Source organism: Pseudomonas sp. LF020 (genome assembly GCF_053456425.1).
The window spans coordinates 147512-169583 of sequence record NZ_JBRFIX010000011.1; the positions used below are offsets into that span (position 1 = coordinate 147512).

General features: G+C 62.4%; 18 protein-coding genes. 9 read left to right on the plus strand and 9 right to left on the minus strand.

Going from position 1 to position 22072, the window contains the following annotated elements:
- The first annotated feature begins 36 nt into the window (after positions 1–36).
- A complete protein-coding gene (locus ACU680_RS23645; RefSeq protein ID WP_448180640.1) occupies positions 37–2067 on the plus strand; it encodes a pyridoxamine 5'-phosphate oxidase family protein in 2031 nt (676 codons plus the stop codon).
- Positions 2068–2112: 45 nt separating this feature from the next.
- On the opposite strand, the gene ACU680_RS23650 is transcribed toward ACU680_RS23645, so the two are convergent.
- Genes ACU680_RS23650 through ACU680_RS23685 form a run of 8 tightly spaced genes read right to left on the minus strand, consistent with a single transcriptional unit; the run spans position 2113 to position 11118 of the window.
- Entirely contained in the window at positions 2113–3243 is a 1131-nt protein-coding gene (locus ACU680_RS23650; protein WP_448180641.1) for a glycosyltransferase family 4 protein, read from the minus strand.
- The gene (locus ACU680_RS23655; RefSeq protein WP_448180642.1) at positions 3244–4374 is read right to left on the minus strand and encodes a glycosyltransferase family 4 protein; all 1131 of its coding nucleotides are present in this window, start codon (positions 4372–4374) and stop codon (positions 3244–3246) included.
- A complete protein-coding gene (locus ACU680_RS23660; RefSeq protein ID WP_007960799.1) occupies positions 4358–5734 on the minus strand; it encodes a glycosyltransferase family 4 protein in 1377 nt (458 codons plus the stop codon). The genes ACU680_RS23655 and ACU680_RS23660 overlap by 17 nt, the downstream gene beginning before the upstream one ends.
- Positions 5731–6996, minus strand: a complete 1266-nt coding sequence (locus tag ACU680_RS23665; RefSeq protein ID WP_367082189.1) for an ABC transporter ATP-binding protein — start codon at positions 6994–6996, stop codon at positions 5731–5733. Before ACU680_RS23665 ends, ACU680_RS23660 begins: the two co-directional genes overlap by 4 nt.
- Entirely contained in the window at positions 6996–7793 is a 798-nt protein-coding gene (locus ACU680_RS23670; protein ID WP_448180643.1) for an ABC transporter permease, read from the minus strand. The genes ACU680_RS23665 and ACU680_RS23670 overlap by 1 nt, the downstream gene beginning before the upstream one ends.
- Positions 7793–9235 carry a mannose-1-phosphate guanylyltransferase/mannose-6-phosphate isomerase gene (locus tag ACU680_RS23675; RefSeq protein WP_367082187.1) on the minus strand — a complete coding sequence of 481 codons (1443 nt, stop codon included), beginning with the start codon at positions 9233–9235 and terminating at the stop codon, positions 7793–7795. The genes ACU680_RS23670 and ACU680_RS23675 overlap by 1 nt, the downstream gene beginning before the upstream one ends.
- A 3-nt stretch (positions 9236–9238) precedes the next feature.
- On the minus strand, positions 9239–10207 hold the full coding sequence (gene gmd / locus ACU680_RS23680; protein WP_367082185.1) for a GDP-mannose 4,6-dehydratase: 969 nt from the start codon (positions 10205–10207) through the stop codon (positions 9239–9241).
- Positions 10204–11118, minus strand: a complete 915-nt coding sequence (locus ACU680_RS23685) for a GDP-mannose 4,6-dehydratase (RefSeq protein ID WP_448180644.1) — start codon at positions 11116–11118, stop codon at positions 10204–10206. The genes gmd and ACU680_RS23685 overlap by 4 nt, the downstream gene beginning before the upstream one ends.
- Positions 11119–11545: 427 nt before the next feature.
- On the opposite strand from ACU680_RS23685, the gene ACU680_RS23690 reads away from it, so the two are divergent.
- Genes ACU680_RS23690 through ACU680_RS23720 form a run of 7 tightly spaced genes read left to right on the plus strand, consistent with a single transcriptional unit; the run spans position 11546 to position 20689 of the window.
- The gene (locus ACU680_RS23690; protein ID WP_400761908.1) at positions 11546–13171 is read left to right on the plus strand and encodes a glycosyltransferase; all 1626 of its coding nucleotides are present in this window, start codon (positions 11546–11548) and stop codon (positions 13169–13171) included.
- Positions 13165–14469 (plus strand): glycosyltransferase, encoded by a 1305-nt coding sequence (locus ACU680_RS23695; protein WP_007960812.1) that lies wholly within the window; start codon positions 13165–13167, stop codon positions 14467–14469. The genes ACU680_RS23690 and ACU680_RS23695 overlap by 7 nt, the downstream gene beginning before the upstream one ends.
- A complete protein-coding gene (locus tag ACU680_RS23700) occupies positions 14466–15350 on the plus strand; it encodes a class I SAM-dependent methyltransferase (RefSeq protein WP_448180645.1) in 885 nt (294 codons plus the stop codon). The genes ACU680_RS23695 and ACU680_RS23700 overlap by 4 nt, the downstream gene beginning before the upstream one ends.
- Positions 15347–16501 carry an acyltransferase family protein gene (locus ACU680_RS23705; RefSeq protein WP_448180646.1) on the plus strand — a complete coding sequence of 385 codons (1155 nt, stop codon included), beginning with the start codon at positions 15347–15349 and terminating at the stop codon, positions 16499–16501. Before ACU680_RS23700 ends, ACU680_RS23705 begins: the two co-directional genes overlap by 4 nt.
- Complete coding sequence (locus ACU680_RS23710) at positions 16495–17322, plus strand: class I SAM-dependent methyltransferase (RefSeq protein ID WP_448180647.1); 828 nt, start codon at positions 16495–16497, stop codon at positions 17320–17322. The genes ACU680_RS23705 and ACU680_RS23710 overlap by 7 nt, the downstream gene beginning before the upstream one ends.
- A gap of 60 nt (positions 17323–17382) precedes the next feature.
- A complete protein-coding gene (locus ACU680_RS23715; protein WP_448180648.1) occupies positions 17383–18570 on the plus strand; it encodes a DUF3142 domain-containing protein in 1188 nt (395 codons plus the stop codon).
- Positions 18557–20689, plus strand: a complete 2133-nt coding sequence (locus tag ACU680_RS23720; protein ID WP_448180649.1) for a hypothetical protein — start codon at positions 18557–18559, stop codon at positions 20687–20689. Before ACU680_RS23715 ends, ACU680_RS23720 begins: the two co-directional genes overlap by 14 nt.
- Here ACU680_RS23720 and ACU680_RS23725 read toward each other — a convergent pair.
- Positions 20686–21315 carry a LysE family translocator gene (locus ACU680_RS23725; RefSeq protein ID WP_448180650.1) on the minus strand — a complete coding sequence of 210 codons (630 nt, stop codon included), beginning with the start codon at positions 21313–21315 and terminating at the stop codon, positions 20686–20688. The two genes, ACU680_RS23720 and ACU680_RS23725, sit on opposite strands and share 4 nt — an antisense overlap.
- Positions 21316–21459: 144 nt before the next feature.
- Here ACU680_RS23725 and ACU680_RS23730 point away from each other — a divergent pair, with 144 nt between their 5' ends.
- Positions 21460–21933, plus strand: a complete 474-nt coding sequence (locus ACU680_RS23730; RefSeq protein ID WP_007960832.1) for an Lrp/AsnC family transcriptional regulator — start codon at positions 21460–21462, stop codon at positions 21931–21933.
- Positions 21934–22072 lie beyond the last annotated feature (139 nt).

Consider the following 22072-nt stretch of genomic DNA (forward strand, 5'->3'; position numbering starts at 1 on the left):
TATCCACAGTGCGCCGGCGGCGCGGGGAGATGCGTGATGGAACGTTCACCGTGGCACGCTGGCGAGCAACAACTGCAGGCCCATGTCGGTGTTGCCGAGCGCATGGAGGCCTTCGGCCGAAAAGTGATTCGCGACTGGATGCCGGACCAGCACCGCGCATTTTATGCGCAATTACCGTTCATGCTGTACGGCGCGGTCGATGCTGACGGGCGTCCATGGGCCAGCGTGCTGGAAGGCGCACCGGGGTTTGCTCATTCGCCTGATCCCGAGCACCTGCATTTCGTCAGCCAACCCGCTGCCGATGATCCAGCGCAATTGCGCAATGGCGAACCGATCGGGTTGCTCGGCATTGAATTGCATACTCGCCGCCGCAATCGCCTCAACGGTCATGTCGATAATCTGACCGCGCGGGGTTTTGAGGTGAGCGTGGATCAGGCTTTTGGCAATTGTCCGCAATACATTCAACTGCGCCAGTTCCAGCGCGTGCCGCTGAGCGATCCGCAGACTCGGCCCGCGCAGCACGGCGACGGTCTTGATGACGCAGCCAGAGCGATGATCGAAGGTGCCGACACCTTTTTCGTCGCCAGTTACGTCGACGCGGACGGACAAGGTGCGGTAGATGTTTCCCATCGCGGTGGGCAGGCCGGGTTTGTCCGGGTCGAAGGTAATCGCCTGACCATCCCGGATTTTGCCGGCAATCTGCACTTCAATACGCTCGGCAATCTGCTGCTCAATCCCAAGGCGGGCCTGCTGTTCATCGACTTTTCCACAGGCGATGTGCTGCAACTGAGCGGGCGGACCGAGATCATCCTTGAAGGGCCGCAGATAGAAGCGTTCCAGGGCGCCGAGCGCCTGTGGACATTCGAGGTAGAGAGGCTGGTGCGGCGCCCGGCGGCGCTGGCTTTGCGCTGGCGCTTCGACGGCGTGTCGCCCACCAGCCTGTTGACCGGCACCTGGGCTCAGGCCGATGCACGCTTGCAGGCCAAGGCATTGGGTGACCGCTGGCGGCCGCTGCGGGTGACCCGCATCGAAAGGGAGAGCCAGCACATCCGCTCGATCTATCTGCAACCGGACGACGGCGCGGGGATGCCGGTGTTTCAGGCCGGGCAGCACCTGCCGCTGCGCTTCACCCTGAACGGTGAAACGCATATCCGTACTTACAGCCTGTCGAGTGCGCCATCGGATGATTTCCTGCGCATCAGTGTGAAACGCGAGGGCTTGATCTCAGGCCATTTGCACCAGCAGATCCGGGTCGGCGATATCCTCGAGGCGCGGGCGCCACAGGGGCACTTCACCGTGGCACCGCTGGAACAGCGGCCGCTGGTGCTGCTGGCGGCGGGGGTTGGCATCACGCCGTTGCTGTCGATGCTGCGCGAGGTGGTGTACCAAGGCCTGCGCACCCGGAGGATTCGGCCGACGTGGTTGCTGCAGAGTTCACGCAGCCTGGCCGATCAGCCGTTTCGCCAGGAGTTGGATCGTTTGCTGGAAACTGCTGGCGATTCGGTACGGGTGATTCGCCTGCTCAGCCAGCCGGAAGCCGATGTGCACGAGGGCGAGGATTTCGACCGCCATGGGCGCATTGATGGGGCCCTGCTGCGCGATCTGCTGGAGGTCGAGGATTACGACCAGATCGATTTTGCCGTCTGTGGCCCCGGCGCCTTTACCCAAAGCATCTACGACAGCCTGCGTGAGCTGGACATTCGCGACGCGCGGATCCACGCCGAAACCTTCGGCCCGTCGACGCTCAAGCGCCAGCCGGACCCGGATGCGCTGGTCATCGAGCAACCACCGGCAGCCATCACGTCAGTGCCGGTGATGTTCGAACGCTCTGCCAAGGAAGCGCGCTGGCAGCCGGACGGCGGCAGTCTGCTGGAGCTCGCAGAAAGCCGTGGCCTGCGCCCGGAGTTCAGTTGCCGTGGAGGTTCGTGCGGCACCTGCAAGACGCGGTTGGTCAGTGGCGCGGTGAATTATCCACAGCCCCCGGCAGACATGCCGGAAGCGGGGCAGGTGCTGATTTGCTGCGCGGTGCCGGCGCAGAGCAAGCGGCCGTTGGTGCTGGATCTGTAATGCCCCCCTGTAGGAGCTGCCGCAGGGGATCGGTGTTGTGGCGGGTCAGGCGTAGGACAGGGCCTTTTCTTCGAGCAGTTCCTGGTACAACTCGGTCCACTTGCGGCCCATTTCGTCGGCGGTGAACAGCTGCCGGTAGCGCGCCTCGGCCTTGACGCCCATGGCCGCCGCACGCTCGGGGTCTTCCCAGAGGGTGCGCATCGCCTCGCGAAACGCCTGTGGATTGCTCGGCGGCACCACCAGCCCGGTTTCGTTGTGGATATTGATGTAGCTGGTGCCGGTGCCGATTTCGCTGGAGATCATCGGTTTGCCGTACATCGCGCCTTCGAGCAGCGAAATGCCGAACGCTTCGGAACGCAGGTGCGACGGGAACACGATGGCGTAGCTCAGTTGCAGCAGGGCGACCTTGTCTTCATCGCCCAGGCGCCCGAGGAAGTGGATATTGCGCAAACCCAGCGCGGCAGCCTGGGCGTGCAACTCCAGCTCGAGCGGCCCGGCGCCGACGATCACCACCGGATAATCCACATCCGTCAACGCGTCGAGCAGGATATGCAGGCCCTTGTAATAACGCATGACCCCGACGAACAGGAAGAACTTATCCCCAAGCTGCTGGCGCCAGCGATTCATCCGCTCGCGGTCGGCCTGTGGATAACCGGCCTTGTTCAAACCGTACGGAATCACCCGGGTCTTGTCCTGGAACTGCTGCAACACATCGCTGGTGTGCAGATAGTTCGGTGAGGCCGCGACAATCCGGTCGGCGCTGGAGAGGAAGCGGTTCATCAGCGGCCGGTAGAGTTTGAGCAGATGCTTCTGGCGAATGATGTCCGAGTGATAGGTCACCACGCTCGGTTTGTTCATGCCACTGGCGAAATGCACCAAGTCCATGAACGGCCACGGGAAGTGGTAGTTGACCACATCGGCTTCGGCGGCCAGTTCGCGAAACTGTTTGAACACGCTCCAGGAAAAACCGGTGGAGGCGAACTGGATGTCGAGTCTGGCGCGATGCACTTCGTGTTGACCCAGTTGCACCACCGGCGGGGACGGGTCAGCGCTGAGGGTCAGCACCTGGCCGTCGATGCCGTGATGCGCGCCGCTTTCGCAGAGCTGGAAAATCACTTGTTCGATGCCGCCGACCGAATCTGGCAGGTACGTCTTGAAGAAATGAAGAACTCGCATTCAGCCTCCCATGGCCTGGCGGTAGGCACTGGCGGTGGCCTGTGCGCAACGTTCCCAGGAAAATAGCCGCGTCCGGTGCAATCCGGCTTCTCGGCAGGCCTGCCAATGCGCTTGATCGTCGATCAGGCGGTTCAGCGCATCGCGCAAGCCGTGTGCATCGTCTGACTCAATGTAGTTGCCTGCCGGGCCGGCGACTTCCGGCATGGCTGAAGAACGGGTGAGAATCACCGGGGTGCCACTGGCCATGGCTTCCAGTACCGGTAACCCGAAGCCTTCATACAGCGACGGAAACACCAGCGCACGGGCGCCGGCCAGCAGTTGTGCGACCTGTTCATCCGGCAGATAGCCGAGCAGGCAAACGTGCCCTGAGGCCAGGGCCTGGCGCAGTTCGTCGCTGAACTGGGCCTGTTGCCAACCGGCCATGCCGACGATCAGCAACGGAAAACGCTGGCGCACGGCCTCCGGTAGCAGGGCGTGGGCACGCAGCGCCAGGCTCAGATTCTTGCGTGGCTCCAGGGTACCGACACACAGGAAGTATTCGCGCGCGGCGACGGCATGCGCCTTGAGCACTGCCTCGATGGCATGCGACTCCCGTGGATGAAAACGCTCGGCTACCCCCAGTGGCGCCACTACGAAACGCTCGGCCGGCAGACCAAAACAAGCCTGCGCCTCGTCGGCTATCGCCTGCGAGTCGGTGATGATCCGTTGCGCCTGTTGCACGCCAGCCGCCAGGCGCCGTTCGATTTCCTTGAGACGCGCCGCCGGTTGGCTGTCAGGAAAGTGCAGGTGGGTCAGGTCGTGCAGAGTGATCACGGTCGGGCCGTCGAAGGCCAGCGGCCACAGGCTTGGCTCGTGATACAGATCGATGCCTTGCGCACGGCCCTGATCGAAACGTTTCTGCTCCAGCCAGCGCCGTGCCTGATAGGCCCCGGGGATCTGCCGCAACAGTGGCGTCAGGCGCGAGTAGCCGGGCATGGCCGCTTCCGGCAAGGCCGAGCTCCAGCCCCAGCCGTGGAACAACGCCACCTCGACATCGGTTGTGTCGCGCAAGGCGCGGACCAGTTCGGCGACGTAATGGCCGATGCCGGTGCGTGGCGCCTGAAGAATCCGCGCGTTAAGAGCAATGCGCATGCTGGCCTTCGGATGCGGGCAGTGGATGGTTCAGGTTGCGCTCGATGCGCTGCACCAGTTGCGCGCTTGCTTCGCGCCAGCTCAGCCAGCGCCATTGGTCCAGGCTCATGGGCGCCGGAAACTGCCCCGAGCGCTCCATCCCGAGCACCAGGTCGGTAAGGCTCTGCGGGTTGTGCAGATCGAAATACGCCATGTAATCGCCGCCGATTTCGCGAAACACCGGGATGTCGCTGGCCATCGCCGGCAGCCCGCGCTGCATGGCTTCCACCAGGGGCAGGCCGAACCCTTCGACATGCGACGGGAATACCAGCGCCGTGGCGTGGGAATAGGCGTGCTCAAGGCTTTTGTCCGAGAGCGAGTTGAACATGAACAGGCGACGGTTCAGTTGTGGATGCTGGCGGATTCGCTCGATCAGCGCCTCGCACTTCCAGCCGATTTTCCCGGCAATGCACAAGCGCGCCCTGGAGCCGGCAGCCCAGGCCTGTTCGAAGGCATCGAGCAGGTAGGCGTGATTCTTGCGCGGCTCGATGGTGCTGACCATCAGGAATACCGGTTCAGGGGTCTTGAACAGGTTCAGCAGGTTGCGATCGACCTCCGCTGCGGCGTCGGTCAGGTCCAGTTCGGAACCGAGGTGGAAATAATCGAACCAGCGCTGCTGCACCTGTTGCGTGCCGATCCGGCGCAGCATCTCCTGGCGCACCTGATCGCGGATGGTGGTCGAGATCGCGACATAGCCATCAGCCGTGCGCGCGATCCAGTCGAACCAGTCGTTGAACACCTTGACCAGACCCGCGTCGCAAAACTGTGGATGGGTCAGCGGGATCAGGTCGTAGATCACCGAAACGATACCGACGCCGTCGCGTTTGAGTTGTTCGGCCAAGGGGAAAAAGTTGGCGTGCCAGGACGAGTCGAGCAATACCAGTTGATCGCCGGCCTGATGTTGCAATGGCACGCAGCGCTCGGGCACCGGCTTGCCCTTGAGCAGGCGCCCGAGCACGCGCATCGGCAGGCTGAAACAGGCGAACGCGGTGAGTCGGCAGAGTACGTACAACACTCGCCGGGTGAAATGTGACCGGCTGAAAGGCCAGCGTCGTTCCAGAGCGCGATGGCGCAGCCAGAAGCCGTTGGCCCATTGTTCGAGCTTCACCCGCAGGCTGGTCAGATTGATTTTCGGGGTTTTGATCGGCGCCAGGCTTTTAACCTGATACAGAGCGCCGTCGAGCATCACCACCGGGATACATTCACGCTCGCGGTCGGCGTCGGGCAACTGTTGAATGACGTTGCGCACTACCCGTTGAATGCCCGAGTTGGCGGACGGGTGTTCGAAAACGTAGGTGCACTCCACCAACAGTCGTGTCATTGCGAGATTTCCCTGTCAGGTAGTTGCTCGGTGTTTTCACTGGAGCGGCTGATCTCGGTCCGGGCTTGCAGCCACGAGCAGCCGACGAAGTCTTCCTGACGATTGTTGATGACGTGGAAGACCAGACCGTAATCGCGCCATTCGAAGTTGCGATCCAGATGCGAATCCAGGCGCGACAGGCTCAGCGCCACCGAATAGCTGCCCTTGCCCAGGCGCATGTCGAAGGCGAAGCGGAACGTCACCTGCTCACCGGCGCTCAGGTCGCTGATTGCCTGGTCCTGGCGATGGGTATTGATGCCGTAGATCGCCTGGCCGAGGCGGTCCTTGATCAGAAAGCCCAGCACCAGCCGTTCGATGTCCTCGCGCACTGCGGTCTGAACTTCCAGCACCACCGGCTGGCCGACTTCCGCCACTTCCAGACTGCGCCCTTGAGCGTCGAGCAGACGCACACTGACAATCCCCGCCTCACCCGTCCCGGAAATGGTCTGCACCTGGCCGTTGGCGAGCATTTCCTGGCGCACGATCTGGCCTTCGCGCTGGGCAAGCATGGCGTTGTAGTAGTCCATGACCTCTTCGGGTTTGCCGCGCATGGCCAGGCGGCCGTTCTCCAGGAGGATCGCGGTGTCGCAGATCGACTGAATCGCCGAGCGGTCGTGGGACACGATCAGCAACGTGGTACCGGCCTTGCGGAAGTTGCGGATGCGCTCGAAGCTTTTGTGCTGGAAGTAGGCGTCGCCCACCGACAGTGCTTCATCGACGATCAGGATGTCTGGACGTCGGGCGGTGGCAACGCTGAAGGCCAGGCGCATTTGCATGCCACTGGAGTAGGTGCGCACCGGGTGATCGATGGCTTCGCCGATTTCGGCAAAACTCTCGATTTGCGGCATCAGCGCTTCGATCTCTTCGACCTGCATGCCCAACAACTGGCCGGCCATGAACGCGTTCTGGCGGCCGGTGAAGTCCGGGTGAAACCCCATGCCCAGTTCCAGCAGGGCGGCGACGCGGCCTTGCAGTTGAATCTGCCCGCAACTCGGTTGCGTGGTGCCGGTGATCATCTTCAGCAGCGTGCTTTTGCCCGCGCCGTTGACCCCGACGATGCCGACCGCTTCACCGGGTTGAATCTCGAAATCGATGTCCTGCAGAACCCAGTGCAAGTGGTGTCGGGTGCCGGAAAACGGCACCAGCCACTCGAACAACCGGCTCCAGCGATTGGGATATTGCTTGTAGGCCTTGCCCAGGCCGCTGACGCGTATATGTCCCATCAGAGTTCATCCACCATTTCGCCGACACGTTGCCGGAACAGGAGCAGGGCCATGGCGCAGAACAGCAGGCCGAGGATCAGCAACGGCAGCAGTGACGGCCAGTCCGGCCACTGGTTGTAGAGGAACACGTTCTGGTAACTGGTCATCAGTGCCGTCATCGGGTTGAGGCTGATCAGGTGCTGGATGCCCGGCGGCAGGATCGAGAGCGGGTAAACGATCGGTGTCAGCCAGAACCAGAACTGCAGGCAGATGCCGAACATCTGCCCGACATCGCGGAAGAACACGTTGAGAATGCCGAGGATCATCCCCAGCCCGGCGGCGAAGATCACCTGCACCAGCAACAGCGGAATCAGCGCCAGCAAGGCCATGCCGGGCAGGCGTCCACTGATCAGCAGAAAACCGAAGAACAGCGCGAGAATGATCGCGAAGTTGATCCCGGCGTTGAGCAGCGCAATCACCGGCAGGCAGATGCGCGGGAAGCTGATTTTCTTCAGCAGATTGGCGTTTTCCAGAAACATGCTCTGGCTGCGCGAAGTGATTTCCGCGAACAGTCCCCAGGTCAGCAGACCGGCGCACAGGTACACGCTGTAAGCCAGGCCGTCTTCGACCCCCGGCAGGCGCGCGCGCATGATCTGGGAAAAGATCACCGTGTACACGACGATCATCGACAACGGGTTGAGCACGGTCCACAGCGCGCCGAACAGCGAATTGCGATAACGCGCCTGAAACTCCCGCTTGACGCTGCCGAGGATGAATCCGCGGTAGCTGCGCAGCGAGCGGTACAGGGAAAGCAGCATCAAACCGTCCTGCCGTATTGGTCTTCGAAGCGCACGATGTCGTCTTCACCGAGGTATTCGCCGCTTTGCACCTCGATGATCACCAGGTCGATCACCCCGGGGTTTTCCAGGCGATGCCGGTGTCCGGCGGCAATGAATGTCGATTCGTTTTTGGCCACCAGATGCGTGCCGCTGCCGTTGTTGGTGACTTTGGCCATGCCCTCGACCACCACCCAGTGTTCGTTGCGGTGATGGTGCATTTGCAGTGACAGCTTGCCGCCGGGCTTGACCACGATGCGCTTGATCTTGAAGCGCGGGCCTTCCTCGAGCACGGTGTAGGTGCCCCATGGACGGCTGACCGTGCGATGCAGGCGATAGGCTTCGTGGGATTTGTCCTTGAGATGTTTGGCGACGCGTCGCACATCCTGGGCGCGATCAGCATGGGCCACCAGCACCGCGTCGGCGGTGTCGACGATGATCAGGTCATCTACACCCACCGTTGCCACCAGTCGGCCTTCGCTCTGCACAAAGTTGTTGTGGCTGTCGATGAAGACTGCTTCGCCGCTGGCGCGATTGTTGTCGGCATCGGCCGGCACCAGCGCCGCCACCGCGCCCCACGAACCGATGTCGCTCCAGTCGAAACCGGCGGGCACCACCACGACTTTTTCTGAACGTTCCATCAACGCGTAATCGATGGAGATGTCGGTGATCTCAGCGAACAGTGTCGGCGACAGTTCCTGTTGCAGGCAGCCGACGGTTTCCACCGCGGCACTGGCGTCCATGCAGGCGCGGGTCTGTTCCAGCAACTCTGGCGCGTGCAATTGCAGTTCGTTGATCAGGGTCGCGGTGGTGAAGCAGAACATGCCCGAGTTCCACAGGAAGTTGCCGCTTTCCAGGTAATGGGAGGCGGTTTGCAGGTCGGGTTTTTCCACGAAACGCTGCACTTTCGCTGCGCCTTTGGCGTCCAGCGGTGCGCCGGTCTCGATGTAGCCGAAGCCGGTTTCCGGGGCGGTCGGCAGCACGCCGAAGGTCACCAGATAACCGTCCTTCGCCAGGTTGACCGCGTGTTCGACGGCGCTCTTGAGGGCTTGCTGATTAACGATCAAATGGTCGGCGGGCATCACCACCATGATCGCGTCGTCACCGTGCAGCGCCTGCAGCGACAGGGCGGCGGCGGCAATCGCCGGGGCGGTGTTGCGCCCGGTCGGCTCCAGCAGGAAGTGCCCGCGATGCCTCGACACATGGGCGGCGCAATAGTGATCCTTGCTCTGGAAGTAATATTCGCGGTTGGTCACCGTGACAATGTCACCCCAGCCTTCAAGCAATGCCGCCGCCCGCTGGTAGGTCTTGCCCAGCAGCGACTGGCCGTCGGGCAAGGTCATGAACGGTTTGGGATGGCCCTCGCGGGACACCGGCCACAGACGAGTACCGGCACCGCCGGACAGAATCACGGGGATCAGCATGACCTACTCCTTGGCGACGCGTTTCATGTCCGCATCCATCATCATGCGGATCAGGGTGTCCAGATCGGTTTTCGGCTTCCAGCCCAGTACGCGCTGCGCCTTGGCCGGGTTGCCGAGCAGCACTTCGACTTCGGCCGGGCGGAAGAACGCCGGGTCGATCTTCACGTAGTCGCGGTAGTTCAAACCGACGTGATCGAAAGCGATGCGGCACATCTCGCGCACGGTAGTGGTGACGCCAGTGGCGACCACGAAATCGTCAGGCTTGTCCTGCTGCAGCATCAGCCACATGGCTTCGACGTAGTCGCCGGCAAAGCCCCAGTCGCGCTTGGCGTCGATGTTGCCCAGGGCCAGTTCGTGCTGCTTGCCCTGTTTGATGCGGGCGGCGGCGTCGGTGACCTTGCGAGTGACGAATTCGATGCCGCGCAGTGGCGATTCATGATTGAACAGAATGCCGCTGCTGGCGTGCAGGTCGAAACTTTCGCGATAGTTGACGGTGATCCAGTGGCCGTAGAGTTTGGCCACACCGTAGGGGCTGCGCGGGTAGAACGGGGTGTTCTCGTCCTGCTGCTCGGCCTGGATCAGACCGAACATTTCGCTGGTGGAGGCCTGATAGAAACGCGTGTGCGGGCTGAACTGGCGGATCGCTTCGAGCAGGTGGGTCACGCCCAGGCCATCGACGATGCCGGTGGTCACCGGCTGATTCCAGGAAGCGGCGACGAAGCTTTGCGCAGCCAGATTGTAGACTTCGTCCGGCGCCGACTTGATCACCGCGCGCTGCACCGAGCAGGCATCGGCCATGTCACCGTCCAGATAGACGATGTCGCCTTCGACGCCCATCTCGCGCAGGCGCCAGCGCGAATCGCTGCTGCGCCGTGCGACCAGACCGTGAACCTTGTAGCCCTTGTCGAGCAGCAGTCTGGCCAGATAAGCGCCGTCCTGGCCGGTGATCCCTGTGATCAGTGCACTTTTCATTCTTGTCGTACTCGCTGCTCCCAGTCGGACAGGATCGCCCGCAGGGATTGTTGTGTTGAAATTTTCGGCGTCCATCCCGTGATCTGGGCGAGCCTTGCGTGACTGCCGCAAACGCGGCGCTGATCCGCACGGCGCATGCGCGCCGGATCCTGCACCAGTTGCAGGTCGATCTCGGCCAGGTCGCCCAGCTGTTCGATCAGACTGCGGATGCTTTGCTCGCGGCCCGAGCAAATGTTGTAGACCTGCCCCGGCGTGCCCTTTTCCAGCAGAGCGAAATACGCCGAGATCACATCGCCGACATCGAGGAAGTCGCGCGTGACGTCAATGTCGCCGACTTCCAGTTGCGCGGCTTGTAGGCCCTGTTTGATGCGGTTGATCTGGCGTGCAGCACTGGCGATGACAAAGTTGTCTTTCTGCCCGCTGCCGATATGGTTGAACGGCCGCGCCACCAGCACCGGCCAGCCTTCGCTCAGGCCCCATTGCAGGCAGAGAAATTCCGCCGACAGTTTGCTCACGGCGTAGGGATTGCGCGGGCAGGGCGGTTGCAGTTCGGTGATGGGCAGGGCGCTTTCGGCAACCTGACCATAAACGTCGCCGGAGCTGACATACAGGAAAGTCCCCTGGAAACCGCGCGCCTTGAGCGCCTGTAACAGATTGAGGGTGCCGAGCAGATTGATTTCGAGGGTGCGGGCCGGATCGCGAAAGGCTTCGGGAACGAAGGTCTGGCCGGCCAGATGAATCACCGCGTCGGGCAATTGTGGCCACAGGTCGACGAGACTGGCAGGTGCCGTGAGATCGTAGGGTGCAGCGGCAGGCAGCAGCTCCCATGTCGAGTCCGGCTGAGCCAGACGCGACTGGAGATGTTGTCCCACGAATCCACTGAGGCCCGTGATGAACAGACGCTTTTTCAAACAGCGACCCCTTGGTCTTTAACTTTCGCCACTTTCCCACAGGCTTTGAGGAGAAGTCTGTCAGGCCGGATGAAAAGACCGACATGACGGCAGGCGAAGTCGTTGTTGTAGTTGTTTGTTACCAATCTGTGCCAAATGCGCAGCAATTTCAACAGCGCAAACCGTGACCGGTCAGTTCTCGTCAGCGTAGCCTGATTTATTCTCGTCGGGCGGTTCCCGGATTCGCGACGGATGTGTTTAGAATGGCCATCGTCGCCATCTCCCCAGGTTCGCCGGGGTTGTTGCGCAACAGGGTGAAACCAGCCACTAAAACAAGAACGAAGACGAGCTCCATGACGAAGGACGAGCAGCGGTGATCCCGACTCGCTCCAGCGCTTGGCCGTCATAGCGTGAAACCGCCGGGATGGTGGTTGCACCGTGGGATGCCATGAATTTCATTCTTTACTCGGACGTCAACGACCGCTCCATCAGCCAGAGCCTGGGGCGTCCGGAATACAGCTATTACTTCGTGCTCAAGGCCTACCGTCCTGTGCTGGAAAGCCTTGGGCAAGTGCACGTGGTGTCGTCGGCGGCGGAAGTCGACCCGCTGTACCGCCAGTTGCAACTGGCCGGTCAGGATTGTCTCTTCCTTTCGTTCGCTCCGCCGCATAAAACCCCGACCGACCTGCAATGTCCGGTGGTCTGCGTGATTGCGTGGGAGTACGACTCGATCCCGGTCGACCCTCATCAAGAAGATGCCCGTCATGACTGGAGCCGGATCCTGGCCCGTCACGGTCGGGCGATCACCTTGTCCAGCCACACCGCAGAGGCCATTCGCCGGACCATGGGCGAAGATTTCCCGGTCCTGGTGTTGCCGACGCCTTTGTGGGAAGGCTTCGCCGGGGTGCGTCGGCAGTTCCCGCCGGCTGCGGTGAACCCAGGGGCGGTGTTGCAGATCAAGGGCTGCATCATCGACAGCCGAGCCCTCGGCTTGTCCGCCGATGGGTTGATTGCACCCACGCCCAACGAGCCGGCAGTGGAGGCCAGCGAGCCGGTCGACGTCGCTGCGCCGTCCGAACCTGTCCCACCACCACCGGAACTGACCCTGCGCCGGCGCGCATTCATCACCAAGCATTACTTGCGCGAAGGCTGGCGAGCGACAGCGGCCTCCAACGAACACCGACCGCTGTTTCTGCTCAAGCACAACCTGCTGCAGTGGTATCGCGAAGCCGTTCGCGATTTGCTGCCGGTCGCTCTGCGCCGCCAGCTCTTCCGGTTGCGTACGCCAGCCCCTGAACCGTTGCCGCCAGCGGTCACTGTCGAAGCACCGACGGTGGCCGAGCACCCACAGGCCTGCTTGCCGGACACCAGCGCCACGCTGCAGGCCGAGGTCAGCGGCGTGGTGTACGTGAGCGTGTTCAATCCCGAAGACGGGCGCAAGAACTGGCATCACCTGATCACGGCTTTCTGCTGGGCCATGCGCGACGTCGAAGATGCCACGCTGGTGCTGAAGATGACGCAGAACGATCTGGCGACCTATTACGTGCACCTGATCACCTTGTTGTCGCAGCTGTCGCCGTTCTCATGCCGGGTGCTGGTCATGCACGGCTATCTGGAAGACGAAGAGTTCGCCAGGCTTTACGGAGCGGCCAGTTTCTACGTCAACGCGTCGCGCTGCGAAGGGCTGTGCCTGCCGCTGATGGAGTTCATGTCCTGCGCGCGTCCGGTGATTGCGCCGGACCATACGGCGATGCATGACTACATCGACGAGCGTGTCGGTTTCATCGTCAAGTCCAGCCGTGAGCCGACCATCTGGCCGGACGATGTGCGGATCCTCTACCGCACCCTGCGCCATCGCCCGGACTGGGGCTCGTTGAAAACCGCCTATGAAAACAGTTACGCCATGGCCAAGAACGATCCACAGGCCTATCAGGCCATGGCCTTGGCGGCCAATGAACGCATGCGCGAGTACTGCAGTTTTGCTCCAGTGCAGCAGCGTCTGGCGCAGTTTTTTCAACTGACGCCGAGTGCAAGCCCAGAGCTGATCGCCGAGGCGGGGGCTGCATCATGCTGATCATCATTCATTCCGAAACCAACAAGAGCAACATCCAGCAGAACCTTGGCCGGCCCGAATACAGCTACTACTTTGTCCTCAAGGAATTCCGCCCGGTGCTGGAGCGCCTCGGGCAAGTGATAGAAGTGAGTAACCCGGACGAGTTGGTCGATCGCCTGTACTTCGATTGCCTGAGCCGTGGCGAGGCATGCGTGTTTCTGTCGTTCTCGCCGCCGCATCGCACGCCGATTCATTACGCCTGCCCGACCATCCCGGTATTTGCCTGGGAGTTCAGCACCATCCCCACCGAGAGCTGGCACGGCGAACCGCGTCACGACTGGCGCGTGGTGTTGAACGCCTGCGGCATGGCGATTACCCATTCGAGTTTTACCGTTGACGCCGTGTGTGAGGTGATGGGCGCGGACTATCCGATCTGCGCGATTCCCGCGCCGGTGTGGGATCGCTTCGCCGCCCGCGGTGCGCAGTTACGCAAGCAGCCAGTGGTCGAAGCGGTGCAGTTGAAGCTGCGCGGTCTGCTGCTCGACAGCCGCACGGTGGATCTGCGCCCCTACGGTCCGCCCGGGTTGTGCGAAGGCACGCCGCTGTCGTTTGCCGGGCCGCCGCAGGACTGCCAGTTGCAACTGGACGGCGTGGTCTACACCTCGGTGTTCAACCCGTATGACGGGCGCAAGAACTGGCAGGACATGCTCAGTGCCTTCTGCACCACGTTCCGTGAGGTCGCCGATGCGACCCTGGTGCTCAAGCTCACGCACCATGACATCGCCAATGCCCTGAGCGACATGCTGCATCACCTGTACAAGAACCAGTCCTACCAGTGCCGGATCGTGCTGATTCACGGGTATCTGGCGGACGCCGATTACGAGGCACTGGTGCAGGCCACCAGCTATGTGGTCAACAGCTCCTATGGCGAAGGCCAGTGCCTGCCGCTGATGGAGTTCATGTCCTGTGGCAAACCGGCAATTGCGCCGCTGAACACGGCGATGGCCGATTACGTCGACAGCGACAACGCGTTCATCGTCGCTTCCACCGAGGAGCTGACGGCTTGGCCCCATGACCCACGGGCGGCCTATCGCACCTTGCGCTACATGACCGATTGGGACTCACTGTGCGCGGCGTATCGCGACAGTTATGCGGTGGCGAAAAACGATGTCGAGCGCTACGCGCGGATGTCCGAACATGCCGTGCACAACCTGCAGAAATTCTGCAGTCAGGCGAGCGCTGAGGAGCGTCTGCGGACGTTTTTTGCCCAGCGTGCGCAAGCCATCAAAGCGTTGTCCGTGGAAGCCGCGAGCGCATGATCCGGCGTCTGCTTGCACGCCTGCGTCCCGCGCCCTTGCCTGTTGCACCTGAGCCGCCCGGCCAGGTTTCGCCACGGGATGTGGGGTTGCATGACGCGATCCTCGACGGCTGGTTTTTGCCCGACAGTGGTGAATTGCTCAAGGGCTTCGCGATCACCGCTGACGACACCTTGCTCGACGTCGGTTGTGGCGAGGGCGTGGCGACGCTGTTCGCGGTGCGACAGGGCGCCTCGGTAATCTTCACCGACAGCGAACATGACAAAGTTCGTGATCTGGCGCAGCAGGTTGAGGCGCAGAGCACCAAGCCGAATCTGGGGCTGGTCAGCAACAGCCTGCCATTGCCGCTGGCCGCCGGTTGCGCGAGCAAAGTGGTGTGCATGGAAGTGCTGGAACACATTGATCAGCCGGAACCGTTCATGGCCGAACTGGTGCGCATGGGCCGCCCGGGCGCGCAGTACCTGCTGAGTGTGCCGGCACCGGTGGGTGAGCACCTGCAACAGGGCATCGCCCCGGCCAGTTATTACCAGACGCCTAATCATGTGCAGATTTTCACCGAGCAGCGCTTTGCCGAACTGGTGGAGAACGCCGGGCTGGTGATCGAGCATCGACAGGCCAGCGGGTTCTTCTGGGTGATGGGCATGATCTTCTTCTGGGCCAGCGAGCGCGCTGCCGGCCGTGACCTCGGTGGCGCGGTGCGCGACCGGATTCAGGCGCCGTACCCGCCGCTGATGGAGAGCTGGGCGCGTACCTGGCAAGACCTGCTGGCGCAGCCCGATGGCCTGGCAATCAAGCAGATGCTCGACCGCTTCATGCCCAAAAGTCAGGTGATCATCGCCCGCAAACCACTGGCTGGCGAAGCACGCGCCGGGAGTCAGCCATGAGTGCCAGGCGAATCATGGACATCGAGGTGCTGCGCGCGGTCGCCGTCCTCGGCGTGTTGTTCCATCACTTGCAGGGCAGCCTGTTCACTGACAGCGTGCCGCTGCTGGAAAACATCCACGGCTGGGCGCAACCGTGGTGGGGCGTCGATCTGTTTTTCGCGATCTCCGGCTTTGTCATTGCGCGCAGTCTGATTCCTGCGCTGCAAGGCTGCACGACGCGTCAGGAGTGCTGGCAGCAGACGCGCAATTTCTGGCTGCGGCGGGTGTTTCGCCTGTTGCCGTCGGCCTGGTTGTGGCTGGCGCTGATTCTCCTGGCGTGTGTGTTTCTCAACCGCTCCGGTGCCTTTGGCAGCTTGCACGCCAACCTGCAGGCGACGCTGGCGGGGGTGTTGCAGTACGCCAACTTCCGTTTTGCCGACAGCTTCTTTCATTACGAATACGGCAGCAGTTTCGTTTACTGGAGCCTGGCGCTGGAGGAGCAGTTTTACCTGCTGTTCCCGCTGCTGATTGTGCTGTGCCGCAAGCATCTGGTCTGGGCCTTGCTGGCGCTGGTCGCGGTGCAACTGTTCACCCTGCGCACGCCGTTGCTGATGGTGGTGCGCACTGATGCGCTGGCGCTCGGCGTGCTGCTGGCGCTGTGGAGTGCGCAACCTTCTTACCAGCGCTGGCAGCCGACGTTTCTGCGGCGACCGTGGGCCGGGGTGTCAGTGCTGATCGGCGTGGCACTGCTGATGAGTTTCATGGCCACCGACCGTTTCACTTTCGCGCCTTATCGCATCGGCTCGATCGCCGTACTCGGTGCGCTGCTGGTGTGGATCGCCTCGTACAACCGCGATTACCTGCTGCCGGCAGGCCACCTGCAACGGCTGATGGCGTGGATCGGCAGTCGCTCCTACGGCATTTACCTGATTCATATCCCGGCCTACCTGCTGGTGCGGGAGCTGATTTTCCGCTTGCAGGCTGCCGGTCTGCCGAGCCCGGCCGGGCACCCGATTCTCACCTTGCTGATCGCCTGCGGCCTGATCGTGCTGCTCAGCGAGCTGAACTACCGCGTCATCGAAATGCCGATGCGTAATCGCGGTGCTGCTCTGGTGCGGCGCCTCGATACGTCCCGAACCGCCGTTTCAACTCCCGGAGCCACCTCATGCTGAGCATCTTGAAAAAACTCACGGCGGCGACGCCTGCACCGGCCCCCGCGCAACCTGCCGCCCCGGTGGCGGACAAGGTCGATCCGTACATGCTCGGCCTCTACGATGCCAAGCTCAGCGGCTGGTTCAATCAGGAGACCGGTGAGCTGTTCAAGGGCTTCCCGGTGACCGCCGATGACACCTTGCTCGATGTCGGCTGTGGTGACGGCGGCAACGTGCATTTCTGCGGCATGCGCGGGGCGAAGATCATCATTGCCGACATCGATGGCGCCAAGGTCGAGGCGACTCGCCAGCGCCTGAGCGATACCCCGGCGCGCAGCGTCGAGTGCCATGTCACCGACTGCAATCCGTTGCCGATTGCCGACGGCACCGCCACCCGGGTGGTCTCCACCGAAGTCATCGAACACGTCGACGACCCGGCGCAGTTTCTTGCCGAGCTGGTGCGGGTCGGCCAGTCCGGTGCTCTGTACCTGTTGAGCGTGCCGCACCCAAGCTCTGAAGATTTGCAGAAGGACATTGCGGCGCCGGAGTATTTCCGGAAGCCCAACCACATTCGCATCATCAGTGAAGAGCAGTTCAAGACGATGGTCAGCGACGCCGGGCTGGAGATCATCAGCCACAGCCAGTACGGGTTTTACTGGTCGATGTGGATGCTGCTGTTCTGGGAAGCCAAGGTCGATTTCAGCAACCCGGATCACCCGTTACTCGAGCATTGGGCCAACACCTGGCAAGCGGTGCTCGATTCGCCCCGGGGTGCGCAGATCAAGCAGGCGCTGGACGCGGTGGTGGCGAAGAGTCAGGTGATCATTGCCCGCAAGCCCTGAGTCACTCCTACAGGGATTTGTGTACCCTGCATTTTTGTACCGGCAGGGAATAGGCATTTGATGCGGTTCGGCTTTTCGATTTTGATCGCGGCGCTGCTGCTCGCTGCTTGCGAGCGGCATGACGCCCCCGCCCTCGATCAGCAACTTTACGTCTGGCAACGCCAGTGGACGTCCGCCCATGAGCTCGCGCTGAAAGACAGCCGCGAGGACTTCTCGACCTTGCGTGTGCTGGCCTTGCAGGCGTTCCCTAATGACGGCTGGCATCGTGCGCGTATCGATGCGCCGTTGCTCCAGCACGATGGCCGGCCACTGATTGCGGTGATTCGCCTCGATGGTCAGCTCAAGGGGCTGGATCAGGCACAGGTCACGGATCGGATTTTTCAGGTTGTCGCCAACTGGCAGGCGCAGGGGCTGACCCTGGGTGGCGTCGAGATCGACCATGATGCGGGTAATGCGCGTCTGCCGGAATACATCGAATTCCTGACACATCTGCGCTCCGCGTTGCCCGCATCGTTGCCGCTGAGCATCACCGCGCTGCCGGCGTGGCTCGGCAGTTCACAGCTGCCGGCGTTGTTGGCCACAGTCGACAGCAGCGTGCTGCAGGTGCACGCCGTCAGCGATCCGCGACGCGGCTTGTTCGACCCCGAGCAGGCTCGGCGCTGGGCCAGCGCCTGGGGCAAAATCAGCAGCAAACCGTTCTATCTGGCGCTGCCGGCCTATGGCGTGGCGCTGCTGCCGGATGCCGACGGTGCCCCGGTGGTGGAAAGCGAAGTACCGATCGAACGTGAAGGGCAACGCCGGGAACTGCTCGCCGATCCGTTGCAACTGAGCCGACTTGCAAAAGCGCTGCGCGAGGACCCGCCGGAACATCTGGCCGGGCTGATCTGGTTTCGCCTGCCGCTGGCCAATGATCGTCGGGCCTGGAGCCTGGCCACGTTGAGCGCCGTGGCCCGTGGCGATGCGTTGAGCAGCCGGCTCGGCCTGACGTTCAGCGACCACGATGGCCTGCAAGACATTGCCCTGCGCAATGTCGGAAACCTCGACAGTGCCTGGCCCACGCGCATCACCGTCAAGGCCAGCGCTTGCGAAGGCGCCGATGCGCTCGCCGGTTACTCGTTGCAACAGAGCGCGGATCTGCTTACCTTCACCCGCCTGCGCGACGGTCGTCTGCCGGCGGGTGGCCAGCGCGCCATCGGTTGGGCGCGCTGTGCATCTATTGATCAAGGAGGTTCGCATGTTGACCCGTAACTGGCCCCGCCATCTGCTCTGCCTGAGCCTCAGCCTGCCGCTGGGTTCGGCGCTGGCCTGCGGCCCGGACTTCCCGATGCGCCTGCTCGACAATCGCGGGCAAAGCCTGGCCGAGCTGCCGGAGGGCAACTTCAACTTCGAGATCAGCCGCCTGGGCAAGACCATTGCCGGGCTGAAGAACGTGACGGCGGCGACGCACAATCCCGACGATCTGTACGGCGACGAGAACGAGCCTGCTGCGGTGCGCGAAAAAGCCGAGCAGTTCGGTCTGAGCGCCGAGCAACAGGCGCTGGTCAAACAGCTGCGCGGTCTGACTGATGCGCGTCAGGTCGAGGCGCAAGGCGCCAGTCTGCCAGCGGAAATCCGCTTGTACGTGGCCGGCGCGGTGGCGTTTGCCACCGGCGATCATCCGCTGGCGATCGAATATTTCAACAAAGTGCTGGCCCTGCCGGCCGATCAGCGTCCGCTGCGCAGTACCTGGACGGCGTATTCCCTCGGGCGTGCCTGGTTTGCCATGAGTGCCGAGGCGGGCGATGTCATCGAAGTGCTGGAGGACGCACGCGCAGCCTTCCGTCAGGCCCGACAACTGAGCATCGATGGCTTCAGCGATCCGCTGGAACTCGGTGTGGCCAGCCTCGGTGAAGAGGCGCGGGTGCTGCGCAACGCCGGCGACTGGAGCGGCGCCATCGAACTGTATGAGGCGCAGAACCTGCACGGCTCGGCCGTGGGTTACACCTCGCTGAAACAACTGATGAATGAGCTGGCCGAACTGCCTGAGCCGCAACTGGCCAAGCTGCTTGAGCGCAAAGCCGTGCAGCAACTGGTTACCGCTTCGTTGATCAGCCGCATGGGCTGGTCATTCGACGAGCAGCCGCCGAACGAGAAAAAACTGATCAAGCTGCTCCAGAACAGCACCCGTGGCAGCCTGGAAAACGCCGATCGACTGGCGGCGATGAACTATCAACAGGGTGATTACGCCAGCGCCAAGGCCTTTCTTGAAAACGCCGGTGACGGCGGACTGGCGTGGTGGCTGCGGGCCAAACTGGCCGTGCGTGACGGCGATAAAAATGCCGCGGCGGCCGCTTATGCCAAAGCCGCGCAGGCTTTCCCGCAGAGCGAAGATTGGGGCTACCGGCGTACTCCGGACTGGGACTTTGAAACCGTTCAGCCGAAATGCCGGGTCGAGGGTGAGAGCGCGATTCTCGCGCTGCAACGCGGTGAATACCTGCAAGCGTTCGTGCAGTTGTATCGCAGCAACAGCATCTATTGGTTCGACGCAGCGACGGTGGCCGAGCGCGTGCTGACGGTCGATGAACTCAAGCGCTACGTCGATGACAACGTGCCGGCGCCACCGGCGCTGACTCAGCAGCAACGCGACAACTACGTGCCGCTACCGGTCGCCGCCAGCCTGCGCAATCTACTGGGCCGGCGCTTGCTGCGCGAGGGTCATTACGAGGAAGCGGTCGGCTATTTCGACAATCCCGATCTGCAGCACAAGGCCCGTCTGTACGGCGAGCAACGGATGAAGGCCGACGCTGCGTGGTGGCCGACCAGACGCGCCAGCGCCTTGTACAACGCGGCGTGGACCGCACGCGAGTGGGGCATGGATATTCTCGGCTACGAGATGGCGCCGGACTACGCCACGTTTGGCGGCAACTACAGCCTGGAAAACACCGAGCTGAAAGTCGGGCCGCTGGTGGCCGAGGACGAAGTGAAGCGCCAGAAAGCCAGTGAAGCGCAGCCGGACGAGCGTTATCACTACCGTTTTGTCGCGACCGCGCTGGCCAGTCGGGCCGCTGATAATCTACCGCACACCAGCCAGGCGTTTGCTGCGGTGTTGTGTAACGCCGCCGGTTTCAACAGCAGCCTGGAAGAGCAGAGCGCGCTGTATCGACGCTACGTCAATGAAGGCCCGTACGTGCCGTGGGCGGTGGACTTTGGTAATCAGTGCCCCTATCCGGATTTTGAAAACGCCGACAAGCGTTACGTGACCCAGGTGACCGACGCGGTGCGCGATTCGTTGCGTCCGTACAAGTGGCCGGTGGTCGGTGTCCTGTTGTTGATCAGTGCTGGCGCGCTGGTGTTGTTCAGTCGTCGGCGCAAGACTCGCAAACCCTAAGCCTGCTGAATAAACGTCAGGCGTACGGCGAAGCCGATCAGCAGGCTGCCGAACAGCCATTGCTGAACGCGTTGGGCGGTTGGACTGTGTTGCAGCCAACGGCCCAGCGCCGCGCCGGTCAGGGCATAGGCACTGTCGAACAGCAGCCCGATGCCCACCAGCAACCCGCCGAGGGTGGCAAACTGGGTCAGCACCGCTGCGCCGTCATTGACGATGAATTGCGGCAACAGCACCGAGCAGAACAGCAAGGCCTTGGGGTTGAGCAGATTGGTCAGCAGGCCACGGCGAATCGCCTCGCGCCATTGTCCCTGGGTGTCCGTCACGGCAGTTGCAGTGAGGTTCGGCAACAACGTGCTGCGCAGGCATTGAACGCCGATCCACAGCAAGTACGCCGCGCCCGCCAGACGCACCAGATCAAACGTCCACGGCGCTGCCTTGAACAGCGCGGCCAGACCCAACGCCGCCAACGCCACATGACAGCCCCGGGCAATCGCCAGACCCACGGCAGTCGCCAGTGCCGCGCCACGACCCTGACGGGCACCGGTTTGCAGCAGCAGGATCATGTCCGGCCCGGGCAACAGGAAGACCACCGCCAGTGCCAGAAAAAACAACCCGATATTTGCCATGTCGCCGCCCTTTCGTTATCGATTCGGTGAGCCAAGTCTATGACGCAAGGTCAGGGCAGGTGCTTGCGAAGTCAGCTTCAAAAAGCATTGTGATTGGCATAACCTGCTTTCTTTTTACGCCTTGACCATCAGGATCTGCCAACCATGAAACTCGACGCCTTTGATCGCAAGATTCTCGCCGCCCTGCAGCGCAACGGACGGTTGAGCAACGTCGAGTTGGCGGACGAGATCGGCCTGTCGGCGTCACCGTGCCTGCGCCGGGTGCGGATGCTGGAGGAGGCCGGGGTGATTCGCGGTTACCAGGCCAACCTGGATCGCGATGAGGTAGGGTTGGGGCTGACGGTGTTTGTCGGGGTCAAGGTCGAACGCCACAACGATGAACAGGCCGAAGCCTTTTACGCAGCGGTCACGGCGCTGCCGGAGGTGATCTCGGCCTTCCTGGTGTCGGGGGAGTCGGACTTTCTGTTGCAGGTAGTGGTGCCGGATTTGCGCGCGTATGACCGCTTTCTCAGCGGCTGCCTGCTGAAGCTGCCGGGCGTGAGCGACATTCGCAGCAACTTTGCGATTCACACGGTGAAGACGCCGGGGGCGTTGCCGTTGGGGCATCTGCCGCTGTAGAGCGGGTTGCTCCCTTCGCGAGCAGGCTCGCTTGTATGTTTAGACTTGAAGGGGTGGGCGGGACTACAGACTCGATTCTGACTCTGACCAGTACAGACCGTGGGAGACTTCTCGTCCCGCCCCTTCTACCCAAAGCGCC

Coding starts and splice junctions, on each gene's coding strand:
- ACU680_RS23645 (WP_448180640.1), top strand. CDS start 37: ATGGAACGTTCACCGTGGCACGCTGGCGAGCAACAACTGCAGGCCCAT.
- ACU680_RS23650 (WP_448180641.1), bottom strand. CDS start 3,243: ATGCGAGTTCTTCATTTCTTCAAGACGTACCTGCCAGATTCGGTCGGC.
- ACU680_RS23655 (WP_448180642.1), bottom strand. CDS start 4,374: ATGCGCATTGCTCTTAACGCGCGGATTCTTCAGGCGCCACGCACCGGC.
- ACU680_RS23660 (WP_007960799.1), bottom strand. CDS start 5,734: ATGACACGACTGTTGGTGGAGTGCACCTACGTTTTCGAACACCCGTCC.
- ACU680_RS23665 (WP_367082189.1), bottom strand. CDS start 6,996: ATGGGACATATACGCGTCAGCGGCCTGGGCAAGGCCTACAAGCAATAT.
- ACU680_RS23670 (WP_448180643.1), bottom strand. CDS start 7,793: ATGCTGCTTTCCCTGTACCGCTCGCTGCGCAGCTACCGCGGATTCATC.
- ACU680_RS23675 (WP_367082187.1), bottom strand. CDS start 9,235: ATGCTGATCCCCGTGATTCTGTCCGGCGGTGCCGGTACTCGTCTGTGG.
- gmd (WP_367082185.1), bottom strand. CDS start 10,207: ATGAAAAGTGCACTGATCACAGGGATCACCGGCCAGGACGGCGCTTAT.
- ACU680_RS23690 (WP_400761908.1), top strand. CDS start 11,546: ATGAATTTCATTCTTTACTCGGACGTCAACGACCGCTCCATCAGCCAG.
- ACU680_RS23695 (WP_007960812.1), top strand. CDS start 13,165: ATGCTGATCATCATTCATTCCGAAACCAACAAGAGCAACATCCAGCAG.
- ACU680_RS23700 (WP_448180645.1), top strand. CDS start 14,466: ATGATCCGGCGTCTGCTTGCACGCCTGCGTCCCGCGCCCTTGCCTGTT.
- ACU680_RS23705 (WP_448180646.1), top strand. CDS start 15,347: ATGAGTGCCAGGCGAATCATGGACATCGAGGTGCTGCGCGCGGTCGCC.
- ACU680_RS23710 (WP_448180647.1), top strand. CDS start 16,495: ATGCTGAGCATCTTGAAAAAACTCACGGCGGCGACGCCTGCACCGGCC.
- ACU680_RS23715 (WP_448180648.1), top strand. CDS start 17,383: ATGCGGTTCGGCTTTTCGATTTTGATCGCGGCGCTGCTGCTCGCTGCT.
- ACU680_RS23720 (WP_448180649.1), top strand. CDS start 18,557: ATGTTGACCCGTAACTGGCCCCGCCATCTGCTCTGCCTGAGCCTCAGC.
- ACU680_RS23725 (WP_448180650.1), bottom strand. CDS start 21,315: ATGGCAAATATCGGGTTGTTTTTTCTGGCACTGGCGGTGGTCTTCCTG.
- ACU680_RS23730 (WP_007960832.1), top strand. CDS start 21,460: ATGAAACTCGACGCCTTTGATCGCAAGATTCTCGCCGCCCTGCAGCGC.